The organism is Aggregatibacter sp. Marseille-P9115 (assembly GCF_920939465.1).
Taxonomy (GTDB): Bacteria; Pseudomonadota; Gammaproteobacteria; order Enterobacterales; family Pasteurellaceae; genus Aggregatibacter; species Aggregatibacter segnis_B.
On the sequence record NZ_OV100759.1, the window covers coordinates 1,435,987 to 1,455,164 of the forward strand.

Below are 19,178 nucleotides of genomic sequence, written 5' to 3' on the forward strand. Positions count from 1 at the left end.
GGATAAATGATGGATCTCGCATACATGGCAGCGTTACCGATGGAAGAATTTGTTCAACGCCGTGCCAAGGTTTTTGAACAAATGCAGGAAGATTCCTTATTTTTGGTATTTTCTGACATTGAACGTCGTCGCAATGACGGCTGTGATTATCCTTTCCGTCAGGACAGCTATTTCTGGTATTTGACCGGTTTTAATGAACCGAATTCGGCATTGTTATTGCGTAAACAGCAAGGTGAACAGCAGGCGATCATTTTTGTACGCCCGTCCGATAAATTACTGGAAATTTGGAACGGACGCCGTCTTGGCGTGAACGATGCGCCGCAAACGTTGTTGGTAGATACCGCTTATGCCATCGACGAGTTTGTACCGCAGTTTAAAAATTTAGTGCAAAAACAGACCGCACTTTATTACGCACCGAAGCAACAGCCTTGGGGCGATGCCTTGCTGGAACAAAGTGCGGTGGAATTTTTGAGTGTTTTTAATTGGAAGCCGATGCTCGGTGAGATGCGCCTGTTCAAATCGGAAAATGAAATTGCGCTCATGCAACAAGCGGGGCAAATCAGCGCGCTTGCACACATTAAAGCTATGCAACAAACCCGCCCGAACCGTTTGGAATATGAGGTGGAAAGCGATATTCTGCATGAATTTAATCGCTTCGGCGCGCGTTATCCTTCCTATAACAGCATTATTGCCAGTGGTGAAAACGCCTGCATTTTGCATTATTCGGAAAACAATATGCCGTTGCGTGACGGCGATTTGGTGCTTATTGATGCGGGCTGCGAATTTGCCATGTATGCAGGGGATATTACCCGCACATTCCCAGTGAATGGTCAATTTACTGAAGCGCAAAAAGCGATCTATGAGATTGTTCTACAGGCACAAAAACGCGCCATTGAATTGCTGGTACCGGGCAGCTCCATTGCGAAAGCAAACGAAGAAGTCATTCGTATTAAAACCGAAGGTTTAGTGCGTTTAGGTATTCTGAAAGGCGATGTAGATGAATTAATCGAACAAAAAGCCTATCGTGAATTTTATATGCACGGGTTAGGGCATTGGCTCGGTTTGGATGTGCATGACGTAGGCGAATATGGTGAAAATCGCGACCGCACTTTGGAACCCGGCATGGTACTCACCGTAGAACCGGGATTGTATTTATCTAAACAGGCGGATATTCCGGAACAATACAAAGGCATTGGCATTCGTATTGAAGACAATTTGTTGATTACCGATTACGGCAACAAAAATCTGACGTCCGCAGCACCGAAAGAAATTGCCGATATTGAGAAATTAATGGCAGATGCGTAATCTTTTGAAGGGTAAAAGAGATCTTAAAAACGTTCTGAAAAACGACCGCACTTTATCTTGAATTTATCTGAGAAATTCCCGTTTTAACAAAGCCCGAACATGGATTTTAACTTGCTTTTTATGTGAAAAAGAGTACAATCCACGGGCTTTTTGTCTATATATACAGAGAAAAAAGTAAGTTTAACTCTCATTTAACTTTCGATATTTGAGGGTTTTCTTTTTGTAATCAAATAATTAGAGGAAGGTTATGGTAACCATTCGTTTATCTCGTGGCGGAGCTAAAAAACGCCCATTTTACCAAATCGTCGTTGCTGACAGCCGTTCACCACGTGACGGTCGTTTCATTGAGCGTGTTGGTTTCTTCAATCCAATCGCACAAGGCAATGCAGAACGTGTTCGTATCAATTTAGACCGTGTTAACCACTGGGTTAGCCAAGGTGCTTCATTGTCTGATCGCGTTGCGACTTTAGTAAAAGAAGCGCAAAAAGCTGCGTAATTTTACTTTTTTGAGGTGATGAATATGCAACAACAAAGAATCGAAACTGTCGGCAAATTAGGTTCGACTTATGGTATTCGCGGTTGGTTACGTATTTACTCATCCACAGAACAAGCTGAAAGTATCTTTGATTATCAACCTTGGTTTTTGAAAATCAAAGGGCAGTGGCAGCCAACCGAACTGGAAAACTGGCGTCATCATAATCACGAACTGATCGTTAAATTAAAAGGCGTAGATGATCGTGAAGCGGCGCAAATTCTTGCCAATGTGGAAATCGGTGTCGATTTATCGGTATTTCCAACCTTGGAAGAAGGGGATTACTACTGGCACGATTTAATTGGTTGTGCGGTGGTGAATCTGGAAGGTTATGCCATGGGAACGGTGACTGAAATGATGGAAACCGGTTCTAATGATGTATTGGTAGTAAAAGCCAATGTAAAAGATGCTTTCGGGAAACAAGAGCGGTTAATTCCGTTTTTGTATGAACAAGTAGTTAAAAGAGTCGATCCCGCCACTAAGACGATTACAGTGGATTGGGACGCTGGTTTCTAATCTCAGGTATGCCGTAGCGCTTTGCGGTAACATTAGCATAAGGCTCAAAAGTTAAGGCTAAATTATGTGGATTGGGGTAATAAGTCTGTTCCCTGAAATGTTTAAAGCAATTACGGAATATGGGGTAACCGGCAGGGCTGTTAAGCAAAACCTGTTACAAGTGCGGTGCTGGAATCCAAGAGATTTTACGCACGATAAGCATAAAACCGTGGATGACCGTCCTTATGGCGGAGGCCCGGGAATGCTGATGATGGTGCAACCATTAAAGGACGCTATCGATTCAGCAAAAGAAGTAGCAGGCGAAGGTGCAAAAGTGATTTATCTCTCGCCGCAAGGTCGTAAACTCGATCAACAAGGCGTAGAGGAATTAGCGCAGAATCAGAAATTGATTTTGTTATGCGGCCGCTACGAAGGCATCGATGAACGGTTAATTGAAACCGTCGTTGATGAGGAATGGTCGGTAGGTGATTATGTCCTCACCGGCGGTGAATTGCCGGCAATGACGTTAATTGACGCAGTTGCCCGATTTATCCCAGGTGTGCTTGGTAAACAAGCTTCCGCTGAGGAAGATTCGTTTGCCGACGGATTACTGGATTGTCCGCATTATACGCGTCCTGAAGTGCTTGATGGATTAACCGTGCCGCCCGTGCTGATGTCGGGACACCATGAGGAAATTCGCAAATGGCGGTTAAAACAATCGTTATTGAGAACATGGTTACGACGCCCTGAGCTACTGGAAGGCCTAGCTCTGACTGACGAACAACGTAAGCTGTTAAAAGAGGCGAAAGCCGAATATGACAGTAAACTCAGTTAAATCTAGGATCAAAAAGGATCAAAAATGTCTAACATCATTAAACAACTTGAACAAGAACAATTAAAACAAAACGTACCTAGCTTCCGTCCGGGTGATACCTTAGAAGTTAAAGTATGGGTTGTTGAAGGCAGCAAACGTCGTTTGCAAGCATTCGAAGGCGTGGTTATTGCAATTCGTAACCGTGGCTTGCATTCCGCATTTACTGTACGCAAAATCTCCAACGGTGTTGGCGTTGAGCGTGTATTCCAAACTCACTCTCCGGCAGTTGATAGCATCGTAGTGAAACGTAAAGGTGCGGTACGTAAAGCGAAACTTTACTACTTACGTGCACTTTCCGGTAAAGCGGCTCGTATCAAAGAGCGTTTGGGCGAATAATTTCGCAAAGCAGAAAAAAAGAAAAGGCTTGGATTTCCAAGCCTTTTTTATTTGTGTTGATAAGCAATTAAATGTGCTTAATCCACATATTTGATTCATAGATTATTTCTGTTTTTTCAAAAATTCCACGCCGGTGTCCGGGAAGTCGGTAAACACACCGGTAGCGCCGGATTTATTGAGCAACGCGTCGTACATTTGATTCACATCAGTAAAGAATTCAGGTAATGCATCTTTACGCACGGTATATGGGTGCAATTCAACCTTATATTGCGCCAATTCTTTCACTAAAGGCGTATATTCAATTTGCCCCAGTTTGGATTTATCTTTGTCAATTAACATATACCAGCCCGGTCCAACACCATCGGCATATTTTACAACTTCTGCCATAGCGCCTGGTTTGAACATCCAATCATAGTCATAATTTACCCATTTGCCTTTGGCATTTTTTTCTTCCGTTTCATGCCAATCGGTATATGCCACTAACTGGACAAGTTTTAAATCCATGCCCATTTTCGGTAGTAATTCCGTTTTAATGCGTTTTAACTCATTGAAATCAAAGGTTTGCAAATAAACCAGATCACTTTTCTTGTCATAGCCGTATTTTTTCAACACTTTGAGGGTTTCTAAAGCAATATCTTTTCCATTTTGATGATGGAACCAAGGTGCCTTTATTTCAGGATAAATACCTACTTTTTTACCGGTGGATTTTTCTAAACCCTGGATAAATTCGATTTCATCTTCAAAGGTATGAATTTTGAAATGAGATTGCCACAGAGGGAAACGTCCAGGGTAAACAGCGACCTGTTTTCCTTCCTTCGTTTCAAAGTTTTCTGTCATATTCAAACTTTGAATTTCTTTTAATGTAAAGTCGATAACGTAGTAACGACCGTCTTTACGATGACGATTTGGGAATTTTTTCGCAACATCGGTTAAACCGTCTAAGAAATGATCATGAATGACGACTAAGCGACCGTCTTTTGTCATGGCCAAATCTTGTTCTAAATAATCGGCTTGTTGTGCAAAAGCAAGCGCTTTAGATTCCAATGTATGCTCCGGTAAATAACCGCTTGCACCACGGTGGGCAATAATAATTTTGTCTGATTTCATGTTGTTTATGGAGGGTTGGTGGCTACAACCGGCTAATACGCCTGCTGCAATTAATGTGACGGCTAAGGTTTTTAATTTCATTAGCATTTCTCCTTGAAAGTGTGGTTGATTTTTGAGGTGTTTTTGATTCTATCCAAATACAGAGATAGAAACTTATGTTGGATAAAATCATTTAACTTATAAAATTGAGGTACAAAAAAGGCGCTAAGCTTTCGCTTGCGCCTTTGTATTGTTTAATTATTTAGTGCCGTAGGTGTCACCTATTTTAGCTTTGTGTTTGCCTTCTTCAATCATGACGATAAAGAGCAAGAGCACCGCGAGAACACCACCGCCGATCATGACGTAGAAACCACCGTCCCAACCGTAGTGTTGTGCAGCCCAACCAATAACGGCAGAAGCTGATACTGTACCACCTAAGTAACCGAATAAACCGGTAAATCCTGCTGCTGTACCTGCCGCTTTTTTCGGTGCAAGTTCAAGAGCATGTAAGCCGATAAGCATAACCGGACCGTAGATTAAGAAACCGATTAAGGTCATTAAGATGAAGTCGGTTAATTGATATGGGTTTTCATACCACGCTGCGTAATTTGCTAATTCTGCTTCCGGTGTAGCCGGGTTCATCCAGTAGGCGGCAACCGCTGCTGTGGTTAAGATCATGAAAATGAAACCGGTTAAACCACGTTTACCTTTGAACACATGGTCAGAAACCCAACCGCATAATAATGTGCCCGGTACTGCGGCTAATTCATAGATAGTGTATGCCCAAGCGGTACCTTTAATGTTGAAGTGTTTCACTTCACTTAAGTAAACCGGTGACCATTTCAATACGCCATAACGGATTAAGTAAACGAATACGTTAGCAATCGCAATGTACCATAACAATTTGTTTTTCAAAACGTAGGTAACAAAGATTTCTTTTGCCGTTAAGTCGTTTTCATAGGTTTTTTCGTTGTAGTCATCTGGATAGTCGTTACGCCATTTTTCAATGGAAGGTAAACCACAAGATTGTGGGGTGTCACGCATGACAAAATATACCGGAATCGCACAGAACATTGCTGCAATACCCGGATAGTAAAGGGATTGTTGCCAAATGTCTTTTGCTTGTGCTTCAACACCGTGAGTGCTGAAGAAGATTGCGCTGGCTAATAACACCATGGCGCCCGGCATCATACCACCGATATTGTGAGCGGTGTTCCAAATGGACACGATAGTTCCACGTTCGGATTTAGACCACCAGTGCACCATGGTACGACCGCATGGAGGCCAACCCATACCTTGGAACCAACCGTTTAAGAAAATCATGACCCACATGATCGCGATACCGGAAGTTGCCCATGGGAACAAACCCATTAGTGTCATACAAAGACCAGAGAGCAACAAACCAAATGGTAAGAACACACGTGGGTTAGAGCGGTCGGACATCCCGGCCATGACGAATTTGGATAGACCATAAGCCAAACCTGCAGCAGAACCGATAACCCCTAATTCGGCTTTAGAGTATAAGCCGGCTTGAATTAAGCCCGGTTGTGCCAAGTCAAAGTTTGCACGTACGAAATAATAAGCGGCATAACCGAAAAAGATCCCTGCGAATACTTGCCAACGTAGGCGTTTGTAGGTGGAATCGATTTTGTCAGCCGGCAGCTCAGCAATATGTGGAGCTGGTTTAAATGGACCAAACATAAAATTCTCCAAGAGTTAAATAAGTAATATTGTCTTTATATGAAAAGAACGCAGGAATGATAAAGCAAATATAAAAACAGGAAAGCAAAATTATGAGGTTTTGTGAGAAATATCACAAAAATAAGCACTCTTTTGATTGAATGCGAAATATTTATTATTGATAAATGAACATCTGCTGTTCATTTTCGCTCATAAATTGTAGGGTTAAATAAAAATAAGCGCTGTTCTTAAGCGCTTATTTTGGTTTGGATGAGAAAAGTGCGGTCAAAAATCGCCTCACTTTTTCAATGTCTCACTCGCTAAATCAGCCTAACCGTTGACGGACAATTTCAAACAAACAAACACCGGTCGCAACGGAGACATTGAGAGAAGAAACCGAACCGACCATTGGAATGCTGATAAGTTGATCGCAATGCTCACGGGTTAAGCGGCGCATGCCTTCACCCTCTGCTCCCATGACCAATGCCAAGGCACCGGTGAGCTTGGTTTGATAGAGGGTTTCGGTGGCTTCACCGGCGGTGCCAACAACCCATACATTGTGTCGTTCTTGTAGATCACGCAGGGTACGGGCAAGGTTAGTCACTCGAATAAGCGGGACATTTTCTGCTGCGCCACAGGCGACCTTTCGTGCAGTAGAATTGAGTTGCGCAGATTTATCTTTCGGCACAATCACTGCACTTACGCCGGCAGCGTCGGCAGTACGCAAACAAGCGCCTAAGTTATGTGGATCTGTCACACCATCCAGAACTAATAATAAAGGCGCGTTTTGAGTTTCTAATAAGCGATCCAAATCATGCTCATTTAATTCGGGTAATGAGTGCACTCGCGCAATAATACCTTGATGCGCTTCACCTTCCGCTTTTTTATCCAAGGTTTGACGATTTAAAAATTGAACGGAAATGCCCAACCGTTGAATTTCATTAATCAAAGGCTGTAAGCGTTGATCATCTCGGCCTTTTAACGCCAAAACTTCAATTAAACGTTCCGGATGGTTAGAGACAAATGCTTTTACTGCGTGGATGCCATAAATTGTTTCACTCATGTTTTTTCTTTACCTTTTTCGTTTTGGAGGCGGCTTTGGGTTTCATTTTAGAAACGTGACTTTTTTTGACCGCACTTTTGTTTATTTTTGCCTTTTTGTTTGTCGTTGTTTTCTTAGTCGCTTTGACTTCCGATTTTTTCGCCTTTGTTCTCGCTGTTTTACCACTACGTTTCGGCTTGCGTTCACTTGAAATTAAGGAAAAATCAATTTGTTTTTGTTCTAAACTCACGGTCTCCACACGCACTTTCACCGCATCACCGAGACGGAAAATCATGCCGCTATTTTCACCAATAAGGCGTTGTTTCGGCATATCGAATAAGTAGTAGTCATTCGCCAAACCGGAAATGTGCACTAAGCCATCGATAAACAGATCATTCAAACGGACAAAGAAGCCGAAACCGGTCACGGAAGAAATGACACCGTCAAATTCTTCACCCACATGATCTTGCATGTATTCGCATTTTAGCCAATCGGCGACTTCACGGGTGGCATCATCGGCACGGCGCTCCGTCGAAGAACAATGCGCGCCAAAGAGATCCATTTCTTCAAGTTGATAATGATATCCGCCGGTGTCGGTGGTTTTACGTTTAGAACCCTTTTGTTTCGCCAATAAATATTTGATGCCACGATGTAACGTCAAATCGGGATAACGGCGAATCGGCGAGGTGAAATGGGCATATTCTTCTAATGCCAACCCGAAGTGACCGATGTTGTCGGCGCTGTAAACCGCTTGGCTCATGGAGCGTAACAACATGGTTTGAATTAATTCGTGATCCGGGCGTGGTTTAATCTGTTCAAGTAACTGTGCGTAATCCATCGGTGTCGGTTTATTCCCACCGGATAGGCTCAAGCCACATTCAGCCAAGAAACTGCGGAATGCCGTGAGTTTTTCTTCACCGGGCACGGCATGAATACGGTAAAGCGCGGGTTCTTGATGTTTCTCCATGAAGTTGGCAGACGCAATATTCGCTAAAATCATGCATTCTTCAATGATTTTATGGGCATCGTTACGCACGACTGGCTCAATCCGCTCAATACGTCCAAACGCATTGAAAATAAATTTGCTTTCAATGGTTTCAAATTCGATGGCGCCGCGCTGTTGGCGAGCTTTTACTAACGCCTGATACATTTCATGCAGGTCTTGTAAGTGAGGGACTAAGGATGCATAACGTTCACAATGTGCGGTGTCTTTTTCCAGTATTTTTGCCACTTTGTTATAGGTTAAACGGGCGTGGGAATTCATCACTGCTTCGTAAAATTGATAGTCTGTCATTTTGCCTTTGGCAGAGATCGTTATTTCACACACCATACACAGGCGATCCACTTGTGGATTTAAAGAGCACAAGCCGTTAGACAATTTTTCCGGCAACATCGGTACCACGCGATTTGGAAAATACACTGAGTTGCCTCGATTATAAGCCTCCGTATCCAACGCACTTTTCGGGCGAACGTAGTAACTTACATCGGCAATGGCCACCCAAAGTTTCCAGCCTTTGCCTTGTTTTTGGCAAAATACCGCATCGTCAAAATCGCGTGCATCTTCGCCATCAATGGTCACTAACGGCAAGTCACGTAAATCTACACGCCCACGTTTAGCCTCTTCAGGCACGTCTTCAGCCCATTTTTTAAGTTGTTTTTCCACCGCACTTGGGAAACTGTGGGGAATATCATGTTTACGAATGGCAATTTCCACTTCCATGCTTTTCGCCATATTGTCACCCAGTACCTCGGTGATTTTGCCGATAGGTTGGAAAAACGGCGCTGTGCGCGGATGGAGTTCCACCACTACGACTTGCCCCATGCGGGCACCAAGACGGGCGTTATCAGGAATTAAAATATCGCGTGTAATACGGCTGTCGTCCGGTACCACATAACCGATCCCTTGTTCAAGGAAAAAACGACCGACAATTTGTTTTTTGTTCGCTTCCAACACCCGCACAATGCGCACTTCCGGACGACCTTTGCGGTCAAATCCGTTAGGTTGCGCCAACACATAATCGCCGTGCATGACTTTTTGCATTTGCACGTTGGGAATAAAAAAGTCTTCTTTTTTTCCTTCGACTTGTAAAAAACCGAAGCCTTCTCGATGTCCAATCACCATACCTTTAAGTAAATCCAGTTTTTCCGGTAGGGCATAGCATTTCCGTTTCGTGAACACCAACTGTCCGTCATTTTCCATGGCGCGTAAACGACGGCGCATAGCTTCTTGTTGTTCTTCATTTACGATGGCAAGGGTTTTAAAAATCTCCTCTTTGCTCATAGGAGAATTCTGTTTACGAATAATTTGCAGAATAAATTCACGACTCGGAACCGGGTTGTCATATTTTGCCAATTCTTTTGCGTAATTCGGATCTTGCAATATCGCTTTGTGTGTTTTTTTCGCCATAATGTTCTTTTCGTCAACTAAAGTGCGGTCAGTTTACACGCTGTTTTGCCTAAAGCAAGGGAAATTGAGGCTCAATGCCTTGTCGAAAAATACATAAACAGCACCATTACATTTCAATTTTTTGCGGTTATGAAATAAAATTTTCTGTTATAGGCGCGCATTTTTTGGTACATTTAGCGCAATTTTCTGACGCTCAAAAGTGAGCATTCTTTATTCAATTCAGTTTAACGGAATTCCTATGTTATTTAAAAAAATTCGCGGTTTATTTTCTAACGATCTTTCAATCGATCTGGGTACAGCAAATACATTAATTTATGTGAAAGGACAGGGTATTGTTCTTGATGAGCCATCTGTCGTTGCGATTCGTCGCGATCGTAGCGGTTCATTAAAAAGCATTGCTGCGGTAGGTAGAGAAGCGAAACAAATGTTAGGGCGTACACCGAAAAGTATCGAAGCTATCCGTCCGATGAAAGATGGCGTGATCGCAGACTTTTTCGTGACCGAAAAAATGTTACAGTACTTCATTAAACAGGTACACAGTGGCAACTTCATGCGTCCAAGTCCTCGTGTGTTGATTTGTGTGCCGGCAGGTGCAACTCAAGTAGAACGTCGTGCCATTAAAGAATCTGCCATGGGGGCTGGTGCTCGTGAAGTGTATTTAATTGAAGAACCAATGGCAGCAGCCATTGGAGCAAAATTACCGGTTTCGACTGCAACAGGTTCCATGGTCATTGATATCGGTGGTGGTACGACAGAAGTCGCGGTAATTTCCTTAAACGGCATCGTTTATTCTTCTTCTGTGCGCATTGGTGGTGACAGTTTTGATGAAGCTATCGTGTCTTATGTGCGTAAAAACTTTGGTTCCATTATTGGCGAACCAACCGCTGAACGTATTAAACAAGAAATTGGTATTGCTTATCTTCAAGAGGATGATGAGGTGAAACAAATGGAAGTGCATTGTTCCAATATTGCAGAAGGTGCACCACGTTCCATTACATTAACCTCTCAAGATGTTTTAGAAGCGATTCGTCAACCGTTGAGTGGTATTGTTGCGGCAGTACGCACAGCATTAGAGGAATGCCAACCGGAGCATGCAGCTGATATTTTTGAGCGTGGCATGGTGTTAACCGGTGGTGGTGCTTTGTTGCGCAATATTGATATGTTGTTAGCGAAGGAATCCGGCGTACCGACCATTGTGGCGGAAGACCCATTGACTTGTGTTGCTCGTGGCGGCGGTGAGGCCTTGGATATGATTGATATGCACGGCGGCGATATTTTCAGCGACGAAATTTAAGCCTGATGAACAAGAAAAAGTGCGGTTAAAAATGACCGCACTTTTATTTAGTCGGAATTGACGACAATGAAACCTATCTTCGGTAAAACCCCTCCCTTAGGATTAAAGCTCTTCTTAGCGGTTACCGCTTCTGTCGGTTTAATCCTATCTGACGGACAAACAAATGCGATAATTCAAGCTCGCGGTTTTCTAGAAACGGCGGTTGGTAGTCTCTATTATTTAGCAAATACACCGCGTGCAGTGTTAGATGGGGTTTCTGATAATTTGGTGGATACCAATAAACTGCAAATTGAAAATCGCGTGTTAAAAGAGCAATTGCGTGAAAAAAATGCCGATTTACTGTTGCTTGATCAGTTAAGAGTTGAAAACCAACGTTTACGTTTATTGCTAAATTCACCATTACGAACCGACGAATACAAAAAAATTGCAGAAGTATTGACTGCCGAAACAGATGTTTATCGTCAACAAATTGTGATCAATCAAGGTGAAAAAGACGGGGCTTATGTCGGTCAGCCGGTGATTGATGAAAAGGGCGTCGTTGGACAAATTATTTCCGTGGGGGAAAACACCAGCCGTATTTTGTTGATTACCGATGTGACGCATGCGGTTCCGGTGCAAGTATTGCGTAATGACGTACGTTTGATCGCTAACGGGACAGGACATAGTGATGAATTGACGTTAGATAATGTGCCGCGTTCCGTTGATATTCAAAAAGGCGATTTATTAGTGACATCCGGTTTAGGCGGGCGTTTCTTGGAAGGCTATCCGGTGGCGATTGTGGAATCAGTTTCCAGAAATGGAAAAAATTATTTTGCGACGGTCACGGCAAAACCGCTAGCTTCTATTGATAAATTGCGCTACGTGCTTTTATTGTGGCCAACGAACGAAGATATGCGTAAAGCAAAAACCATTACGCCGGAAGAAGTACGTAAAGTGGTTCAACAACGTCTTGATAATCAAGGTTCTGAAGCCAATAAAGTGAAAAAAACGGTGGTGCCGGAAGAAAATGAACCAAGCAATATGACATCCCCATTACCGACAGAATACATGCCGGCAGAAGCACCAACGGATTCGCAAAATGAGATGAATCATCCACCGTTACCAAACCAATCTCACAGAGAGGAAGATTAATGCAAGGTCGATTTTTCTTTCAATGTCTTGTGCTGACGGCAATTTTTGCGATTGCTTTAGTGATGGAATTGGCGCCATGGCCATCCGGTTTCCAGAGTTTTAAACCGGCATGGATTGTTTTGGTGTTTGCCTATTGGGCCTTGTCAATTCCGCATAAAGTCAGTATTGGGTGGGCGTTTATTATCGGTATTATCTGGGATATGGTGCTTGGCTCAACACTCGGTGTGCATGCCTTAGTGATGTCCTTATTCGCGTATCTCATTACTCGACATCATTTACGGTTGCGCAACCTTTCCTTATGGATGCAAAGTTTGTTGCTGGTGGGCTTTGTTTTTGCGATTCGAGTCAGTATTTTCTTGATTGAATCTGTTTTGCATAGTGCCAATTTTAACTGGCAAGAAATTTTCGGGGCGTTAGCCAGTGGTGTGCTTTGGCCTTGGATTTTCTTACTTCTCAGAAAAATCCGTCGTTATTTAAGTTTGAGTTAATGTGCGCAGAAAATTCACTGAATTTTCTGACCGCACTTTACCTTGGCTAAGCCTTTTCATACCAAATACGATTTACATATAGCTGGATTTTACCGGAAGGGGTTTCGACAGTAATTTCATCATCTTGTTCTTTGCCTATTAAGGCGCGAGCTACCGGTGAGTCAATGGAAATCCAATTTTTTGCCGGGTCAAATTCATCACAACCGACAATGCGATACTGTTTGATATCGCCATCTTCATTTTCCAATTCCACCCAGGCGCCAAAGAATACTTTGCCTTCTTGCTTTGGCGAATAATCTACGATTTGTAGCACTTCCAACCGTTTGGTGAGAAAACGCACTCGACGGTCAATTTCGCGTAAGCGACGCTTGCCGTAAATATATTCTGCATTTTCACTGCGATCGCCTAACGCAGCGGCATCAGACACGGCTTGGGTGACTTGTGGGCGTTCTTCTTTCCATAAGAATTTTAATTCCCGATCCAGCACATTCCAACCTTGTCGGGTGATGTAATTTGACTTTGCCATAATCCTGTCCTCAATTGCCACAAAATTATACCGAAAAAGGAACAAATATTTGAGCCTCTTGCTCAAAAACAGTATGCTATGCCCGTTTTTTTCATTATTAAGAAGCACATATCATGTTAAACCAGCAAATTAGCCAACTTATCGCACAAGAGTTAAATGTACGCGATAGTCAAATTCTTGCCGCCATTCAATTATTAGACGATGGCAACACCATTCCTTTTATTGCCCGTTATCGTAAAGAAGCCACCGGCGGCCTAGACGACACACAATTACGTCATTTTGAAACCCGCTTAATTTATTTACGCGAATTGGAAGACCGCCGTCAAACCATTCTGAAATCCATTGATGAACAAGGCAAATTAACGGATGAATTACGCGATAAAATTCAAGCAACGCAAAGCAAAACTGAATTGGAAGATCTCTATTTGCCGTTCAAACCAAAACGTCGCACCAAAGGCCAAATCGCCATTGAGGCGGGGCTTGAGCCATTAACGGATTTACTTTGGAACGAGCCAAAAACAGAACCGGAAACCACCGCACTTGATTATGTGAATGCGGAGAAAGGCGTGGCAGATGTTAAGGCTGCATTAGACGGCGCTCGCTATATTTTGATGGAACGTTTTGCTGAAGACGCAGGATTATTGGCAAAAGTGCGCGATTATTTAAGCAAAAATGCACTTATTGTTTCTAAGGTGATTGAGGGCAAAGAGGCGGAAGGCGCGAAATTCCAAGATTATTTTGATCACCAAGAGCTGCTTAAAAATGTGCCGTCTCACCGAGCTTTGGCAATGTTTCGTGGTCGCAATGAAGGCATTTTACAATTAAGTTTGAATGCGGATCCTGAAGCGGAAGAGGGGAGTCGCCAAAGTTATTGCGAAGAGATTATTCGTGATTATTTAGGCGTTCGTTTCACCGGTCAGCCAGCGGATAAATGGCGTGAGCAAGTGATTGCGTGGACATGGAAAATTAAAGTAGCCTTGCACTTGGAAACGGAACTCATGGCGACCTTACGTGAGAAAGCGGAAGATGAAGCCATTGATGTATTTGCCCGAAATCTGACCGCACTTTTAATGGCTGCTCCGGCAGGTGCTAAGAATACCATGGGGTTAGACCCGGGTCTGCGTACCGGTGTGAAAGTGGCCGTGGTGGATAACACCGGTAAACTATTGGCAACCGATACCATTTATCCGCATACCGGGCAGATGGATCGGGCGATGTTGTCTATTTTCCAATTAATTAAGCAACATAACGTGGAATTGATTGCTATCGGGAATGGTACGGCCTCTCGCGAGACAGAGCGTTTCGTCAAAGATGTGATCAAGGAAATTAAAGAAAATAAACCACAAACAGTAGTGGTGAGCGAAGCTGGTGCTTCCGTCTATTCCGCTTCCGAATTGGCTGCGCAGGAATTTCCGGATTTGGATGTGTCCTTGCGTGGAGCCGTGTCAATCGCTCGTCGTTTGCAGGATCCGTTGGCAGAATTGGTGAAAATCGAGCCGAAAGCCATTGGCGTGGGACAATATCAACATGATGTGAATCAAAGCCAATTAGCGCGTAAATTGGATGCGGTGGTGGAAGACTGTGTAAACGCCGTAGGGGTGGATCTCAATACCGCCTCTGTGCCGTTATTGGCGAGAGTGGCGGGTATGACTAAAACGATTGCTCAAAATATCGTGGCATATCGTGATGAAAACGGGCGTTTTGACAGCCGTGAGCAACTGAAAAAAGTTCCGCGTTTAGGCCCTAAAGCCTTCGAGCAATGCGCCGGGTTTATGCGTATCGCTGCAGGCGATAATCCGTTAGATGCCTCCGGTGTACACCCGGAAGCCTATCCGGTGGTAGAAAAAATTCTGCAAGCAACGGAACAATCGATTCAGGATTTAATGGGCAATGCAGGCTTAGTGCGCCAGCTTGATGCAAAACAGTTTACCGATGAGCAATTTGGTTTACCGACTGTTCAGGATATTTTCAAAGAATTGGAAAAACCGGGACGTGACCCGCGCGGTGAATTTAAAACTGCCACCTTCGCTGAGGGCGTGGAAGAAATCACGGATTTGAAAGCAGGTATGATCTTAGAAGGTACGGTAACTAACGTGACCAATTTCGGTGCCTTTGTGGATATTGGTGTACACCAAGACGGCTTGGTTCATATTTCTTCCCTCAGTGATAAATTCGTGGAAGATCCGCATCAAGTGGTGAAAACCAGCGATGTCGTAAAAGTGAAAGTATTGGAGGTGGATGTGGCACGTCGTCGAATTGCATTAACCATGCGTTTAGATGAAAGTGCGGTGAAAAATGATGGCAAATCTGACCGCACTTTATCCGCAAAATCGCGTTCTGATAATGCTCGCCAAGACCGTAGCAATCCGCGAGCAAATAATGCGATGGGCAATGCCTTTGCAGATGCGTTGAAGAATTGGAAGAAATAGTAAATGCTAGTTTACTAAAAATATTTAAAATTATGACCGCACTTTATTTCGTGAAAGTACGGTCATTTTTTATTGTGTTTTCACCAGATTCGTTTTATCAACATGATGAAAACAAAAAGGCGTACCATTCGATACGCCTTTCTAATCAGGTCTATTATCAATTATTTGATAATTTTAGCTACCACGCCAGCACCTACTGTACGGCCACCTTCACGGATAGCGAAACGTAAACCTTGGTCCATCGCGATTGGGTGGATTAAGGATACAGTCATTTTGATGTTATCGCCAGGCATAACCATTTCCACGCCTTCTGGTAACTCGATAGTACCGGTTACGTCAGTGGTACGGAAATAGAATTGTGGACGGTAACCTTTGAAGAATGGAGTATGACGACCACCTTCTTCTTTGGATAATACGTACACTTCAGATTCGAAATCAGTGTGCGGAGTAATTGAACCCGGTTTCGCTAATACTTGACCACGTTCGATTTCTTCACGTTTAGTACCACGTAATAATGCACCGATGTTTTCACCTGCACGACCTTCGTCAAGTAATTTACGGAACATTTCAACACCGGTTACAGTTGTTTTCGCTGTTGGTTTGATACCAACGATTTCAACTTCATCACCGGTACGGATGATACCACGCTCAACACGACCTGTTACTACAGTACCACGACCGGAGATTGAGAACACGTCTTCAATTGGAAGAAGGAACGGTTGGTCGATAGCACGCTCAGGCTCAGGAATGTAAGAGTCTAAGTGGCTTGCTAATTCAAGGATTTTTTCTTCCCATTCTGCTACGCCGTTTAACGCTTGTAATGCAGAACCACGTACGATTGGTGTATCATCACCCGGGAAGTCATATTGAGAAAGAAGTTCACGAACTTCCATTTCAACTAATTCTAATAACTCTTCGTCATCTACCATGTCGCATTTGTTTAAGAATACGATGATGTAAGGAACACCTACTTGGCGACCTAATAAGATGTGCTCACGAGTTTGTGGCATAGGACCATCAGTTGCTGCTACTACTAAGATAGCACCATCCATTTGTGCCGCACCGGTAATCATGTTTTTAACATAGTCGGCGTGTCCCGGACAGTCAACGTGTGCGTAGTGACGTGTTGGTGTGTCGTATTCAACGTGGGATGTGTTGATGGTGATACCACGCGCTTTTTCTTCTGGCGCGTTATCGATTTGGTCGAATGCACGAGCTGCACCACCGTAGTGTTTTGCTAATACGGTTGTGATAGCTGCGGTTAAAGTGGTTTTACCATGGTCAACGTGGCCGATTGTACCCACGTTAACGTGCGGTTTTGTACGTTCAAATTTTTCTTTAGACACGATTAAGTTTCCTCAATGTATAAGTCCACAAGCCGGAATGGCTTGTGGATTTAGTTAAACAAAATTATTTTTTACGAGCTTCAATAACTGCTTCAGCCACGTTTTTCGGAGCTTCAGCATATTTCAATGGTTCCATTGAGTAGGAAGCGCGACCTTGAGTTTGGGAACGTAAGTCAGTTGCATAACCGAACATTTCAGAAAGCGGAACTTCAGCGTCGATTTTAACAACGAATTCGTTTGCTTCTTGACCGTTCACCATAGCGCGACGACGGCTCAAGTCACCGATTACGTCACCTACATACTCAGGTGGGGTTTCTACTTCAACTTTCATGATTGGCTCAAGTAAAACTGGGTTTGCTTTTGCGAATGCTGCTTTAAATGCTAAAGATGCTGCAAGTTTAAACGCCAATTCAGAGGAGTCCACATCATGGTATGAACCGAAGTGTAAACGAACACCGATATCAACTACTGGGTAACCCGCTAATGGACCGGATTTAAGTTGCTCTTGAATACCTTTGTCAACTGCTGGGATGTATTCACCAGGGATTACACCACCTTTGATTTCGTTAACAAATTCATAGCCTGGACCTTCTGGCTCTAATGGGTACAAGTCAATAACAACATGACCGTATTGACCGCGACCACCAGATTGTTTTGCGTGTTTACCTTCCACATCGTTAACACGAGAGCGAATTGTTTCACGGTAAGATACTTGTGGTTTACCAATATTCGCTTCCACTTTGAATTCACGTTTCATACGGTCAACGATGATATCCAAGTGTAACTCACCCATACCGGAAATAATGGTTTCGCCAGATTCTTCATCAGTATGAACACGGAATGAAGGGTCTTCTTGTGCAAGACGACCTAATGCAAGACCCATTTTTTCTTGGTCTGCTTTAGTTTTTGGTTCTACCGCAACAGAGATTACTGGCTCTGGGAATTCCATGCGCTCAAGGATAATTGGTGCTTCAATAGCACATAATGTATCACCTGTCGTCACATCTTTTAAGCCGATAGCAGCAGCGATATCGCCCGCACGAACTTCTTTGATTTCTTCACGTTTATTTGCGTGCATTTGAACGATACGACCGAAACGCTCACGTTTTTGACGTACGGAGTTCAACACGGTATCACCAGAGTTAATTACACCGGAATATACACGGAAGAAAGTCAAGTTACCTACGAATGGGTCAGTTGCAATTTTGAACGCTAATGAAGAGAACGGCTCTTCATCGCTTGCATGACGCTCACCTTGAGTTTCGTCAGGATTGATACCTTTGATCGCAGGAATATCTGTTGGTGCAGGTAAGTATTCAACAACGGCATCAAGCATTGCTTGTACACCTTTGTTTTTGAATGCAGAACCACAAGTTACTAAGATGATTTCATTTGCTAATACGCGTTGGCGAAGACCAGCTTTGATTTCTTCTTCAGTTAACTCTTCACCGCCAAGGTATTTTTCCATTAACTCTTCAGACGCTTCTGCAGCTGCTTCAACAAGGTTTTGACGCCATTCTTCACAAGCGCCTTGCATGTCAGCAGGTACGTCTTCATAAGTGAAAGTCATACCTTGGTCAGCATCGTTCCAGTTAATTGCTTTCATTTTGATTAAGTCAACAACACCGGTAAAGTTTTCTTCAGAACCAACAGGTAGTTGAAGAGGAACTGCGTTTGCACCTAAGCGGGTTTTTAATTGATCAACTACGCGTAAGAAGTTTGCACCGGTACGGTCCATTTTGTTAACGAATGCGATACGTGGAACTTCATATTTGTTTGCTTGACGCCATACAGTTTCAGATTGTGGTTGAACACCACCAACTGCACAGTAAACCATTACTGCACCATCAAGAACACGCATAGAACGTTCTACTTCAACAGTAAAGTCAACGTGCCCCGGGGTGTCGATAACGTTAATACGGTGTTGTGGGAATTGTTGTGACATACCGGACCAGAATGCGGTTGTTGCCGCAGAGGTGATGGTAATACCACGTTCTTGTTCCTGTTCCATCCAGTCCATGGTTGCTGCACCATCGTGTACTTCACCAATTTTGTGACTTACACCTGTATAGAACAAGATACGTTCAGAGGTAGTAGTTTTACCCGCATCAATATGCGCACTGATACCAATGTTACGATATCTTTCAATAGGGGTTGTACGAGCCATTATTATTTCCTTGACGATTTCTTATTTAAAATTAAATACG

General features: G+C 43.4%; 16 protein-coding genes. 9 read left to right on the forward strand and 7 right to left on the reverse strand.

Features of this window, described 5'->3' with window-relative positions; genetic code table 11:
- Nucleotides 1-9: 9 nt before the first annotated feature.
- From pepP to rplS, 5 genes are all read left to right on the forward strand, one after another.
- Nucleotides 10-1,305, forward strand: coding sequence for a Xaa-Pro aminopeptidase (gene pepP / locus LQ983_RS06910; protein WP_230622627.1), 1,296 nt, complete (start codon nucleotides 10-12; stop codon nucleotides 1,303-1,305).
- 247 nt (nucleotides 1,306-1,552) lie between these two features.
- Nucleotides 1,553-1,801, forward strand: coding sequence for a 30S ribosomal protein S16 (gene rpsP, locus LQ983_RS06915; RefSeq protein ID WP_006719370.1), 249 nt, complete (start codon nucleotides 1,553-1,555; stop codon nucleotides 1,799-1,801).
- A 24-nt stretch (nucleotides 1,802-1,825) separates the two neighbouring features.
- Complete coding sequence (gene rimM / locus LQ983_RS06920; RefSeq protein ID WP_109859901.1) at nucleotides 1,826-2,353, forward strand: ribosome maturation factor RimM; 528 nt, start codon at nucleotides 1,826-1,828, stop codon at nucleotides 2,351-2,353.
- A 64-nt stretch (nucleotides 2,354-2,417) separates the two neighbouring features.
- Nucleotides 2,418-3,167, forward strand: coding sequence for a tRNA (guanosine(37)-N1)-methyltransferase TrmD (gene trmD, locus LQ983_RS06925; protein ID WP_230622142.1), 750 nt, complete (start codon nucleotides 2,418-2,420; stop codon nucleotides 3,165-3,167).
- A gap of 24 nt (nucleotides 3,168-3,191) precedes the next feature.
- Nucleotides 3,192-3,542: a 50S ribosomal protein L19 gene (gene rplS, locus LQ983_RS06930; protein WP_006719364.1), complete on the forward strand. Its 351-nt coding sequence runs from the start codon at nucleotides 3,192-3,194 to the stop codon at nucleotides 3,540-3,542.
- A 102-nt stretch (nucleotides 3,543-3,644) separates the two neighbouring features.
- On the opposite strand, the gene glpQ is transcribed toward rplS, so the two are convergent.
- The 4 genes from glpQ to rnr all read right to left on the reverse strand — a co-directional run bounded on the left by glpQ (nucleotide 3,645) and on the right by rnr (nucleotide 9,757).
- A complete protein-coding gene (gene glpQ, locus LQ983_RS06935) occupies nucleotides 3,645-4,730 on the reverse strand; it encodes a glycerophosphodiester phosphodiesterase (protein WP_230622143.1) in 1,086 nt (361 codons plus the stop codon).
- Nucleotides 4,731-4,886: 156 nt separating this feature from the next.
- Nucleotides 4,887-6,329 carry a glycerol-3-phosphate transporter gene (glpT, locus tag LQ983_RS06940; protein ID WP_230622144.1) on the reverse strand — a complete coding sequence of 481 codons (1,443 nt, stop codon included), beginning with the start codon at nucleotides 6,327-6,329 and terminating at the stop codon, nucleotides 4,887-4,889.
- A 304-nt stretch (nucleotides 6,330-6,633) separates the two neighbouring features.
- The gene (rlmB, locus tag LQ983_RS06945) at nucleotides 6,634-7,371 is read right to left on the reverse strand and encodes a 23S rRNA (guanosine(2251)-2'-O)-methyltransferase RlmB (RefSeq protein ID WP_230622145.1); all 738 of its coding nucleotides are present in this window, start codon (nucleotides 7,369-7,371) and stop codon (nucleotides 6,634-6,636) included.
- Complete coding sequence (gene rnr, locus LQ983_RS06950) at nucleotides 7,364-9,757, reverse strand: ribonuclease R (RefSeq protein ID WP_230622146.1); 2,394 nt, start codon at nucleotides 9,755-9,757, stop codon at nucleotides 7,364-7,366. Before rnr ends, rlmB begins: the two co-directional genes overlap by 8 nt.
- Before the next feature lie 238 nt (nucleotides 9,758-9,995).
- Here rnr and LQ983_RS06955 point away from each other — a divergent pair, with 238 nt between their 5' ends.
- The 3 genes from LQ983_RS06955 to mreD all read left to right on the forward strand — a co-directional run bounded on the left by LQ983_RS06955 (nucleotide 9,996) and on the right by mreD (nucleotide 12,670).
- Entirely contained in the window at nucleotides 9,996-11,051 is a 1,056-nt protein-coding gene (locus LQ983_RS06955) for a rod shape-determining protein (protein ID WP_109432995.1), read from the forward strand.
- Between the two features lie 66 nt (nucleotides 11,052-11,117).
- Nucleotides 11,118-12,182 carry a rod shape-determining protein MreC gene (gene mreC / locus LQ983_RS06960; protein WP_230622147.1) on the forward strand — a complete coding sequence of 355 codons (1,065 nt, stop codon included), beginning with the start codon at nucleotides 11,118-11,120 and terminating at the stop codon, nucleotides 12,180-12,182.
- On the forward strand, nucleotides 12,182-12,670 hold the full coding sequence (gene mreD / locus LQ983_RS06965) for a rod shape-determining protein MreD (RefSeq protein WP_109432993.1): 489 nt from the start codon (nucleotides 12,182-12,184) through the stop codon (nucleotides 12,668-12,670). Before mreC ends, mreD begins: the two co-directional genes overlap by 1 nt.
- A gap of 46 nt (nucleotides 12,671-12,716) precedes the next feature.
- Here mreD and greB read toward each other — a convergent pair whose 3' ends face one another.
- Nucleotides 12,717-13,196, reverse strand: a complete 480-nt coding sequence (gene greB, locus LQ983_RS06970; protein WP_209364181.1) for a transcription elongation factor GreB — start codon at nucleotides 13,194-13,196, stop codon at nucleotides 12,717-12,719.
- Between the two features lie 113 nt (nucleotides 13,197-13,309).
- Between greB and LQ983_RS06975 the strand changes: the two genes are divergently transcribed.
- Nucleotides 13,310-15,625, forward strand: coding sequence for a Tex family protein (locus LQ983_RS06975; protein ID WP_230622148.1), 2,316 nt, complete (start codon nucleotides 13,310-13,312; stop codon nucleotides 15,623-15,625).
- 161 nt (nucleotides 15,626-15,786) lie between these two features.
- Here the strand turns inward: LQ983_RS06975 and tuf are convergent, their stop codons facing one another.
- Both tuf and fusA read right to left on the reverse strand, forming a co-directional pair.
- Nucleotides 15,787-16,971 (reverse strand): elongation factor Tu, encoded by a 1,185-nt coding sequence (tuf, locus tag LQ983_RS06980; protein WP_109092129.1) that lies wholly within the window; start codon nucleotides 16,969-16,971, stop codon nucleotides 15,787-15,789.
- A 64-nt stretch (nucleotides 16,972-17,035) separates the two neighbouring features.
- Complete coding sequence (fusA, locus tag LQ983_RS06985; RefSeq protein ID WP_230622149.1) at nucleotides 17,036-19,138, reverse strand: elongation factor G; 2,103 nt, start codon at nucleotides 19,136-19,138, stop codon at nucleotides 17,036-17,038.
- Between the last annotated feature and the right edge of the window lie 40 nt (nucleotides 19,139-19,178).

Bases quoted from the DNA above. Each gene is read 5' to 3' on its own strand.
- pepP (WP_230622627.1), top strand. From the start codon at position 10: ATGGATCTCGCATACATGGCAGCGTTACCGATGGAAGAATTTGTTCAA.
- rpsP (WP_006719370.1), top strand. From the start codon at position 1,553: ATGGTAACCATTCGTTTATCTCGTGGCGGAGCTAAAAAACGCCCATTT.
- rimM (WP_109859901.1), top strand. From the start codon at position 1,826: ATGCAACAACAAAGAATCGAAACTGTCGGCAAATTAGGTTCGACTTAT.
- trmD (WP_230622142.1), top strand. From the start codon at position 2,418: ATGTGGATTGGGGTAATAAGTCTGTTCCCTGAAATGTTTAAAGCAATT.
- rplS (WP_006719364.1), top strand. From the start codon at position 3,192: ATGTCTAACATCATTAAACAACTTGAACAAGAACAATTAAAACAAAAC.
- glpQ (WP_230622143.1), bottom strand. From the start codon at position 4,730: ATGAAATTAAAAACCTTAGCCGTCACATTAATTGCAGCAGGCGTATTA.
- glpT (WP_230622144.1), bottom strand. From the start codon at position 6,329: ATGTTTGGTCCATTTAAACCAGCTCCACATATTGCTGAGCTGCCGGCT.
- rlmB (WP_230622145.1), bottom strand. From the start codon at position 7,371: ATGAGTGAAACAATTTATGGCATCCACGCAGTAAAAGCATTTGTCTCT.
- rnr (WP_230622146.1), bottom strand. From the start codon at position 9,757: ATGGCGAAAAAAACACACAAAGCGATATTGCAAGATCCGAATTACGCA.
- LQ983_RS06955 (WP_109432995.1), top strand. From the start codon at position 9,996: ATGTTATTTAAAAAAATTCGCGGTTTATTTTCTAACGATCTTTCAATC.
- mreC (WP_230622147.1), top strand. From the start codon at position 11,118: ATGAAACCTATCTTCGGTAAAACCCCTCCCTTAGGATTAAAGCTCTTC.
- mreD (WP_109432993.1), top strand. From the start codon at position 12,182: ATGCAAGGTCGATTTTTCTTTCAATGTCTTGTGCTGACGGCAATTTTT.
- greB (WP_209364181.1), bottom strand. From the start codon at position 13,196: ATGGCAAAGTCAAATTACATCACCCGACAAGGTTGGAATGTGCTGGAT.
- LQ983_RS06975 (WP_230622148.1), top strand. From the start codon at position 13,310: ATGTTAAACCAGCAAATTAGCCAACTTATCGCACAAGAGTTAAATGTA.
- fusA (WP_230622149.1), bottom strand. From the start codon at position 19,138: ATGGCTCGTACAACCCCTATTGAAAGATATCGTAACATTGGTATCAGT.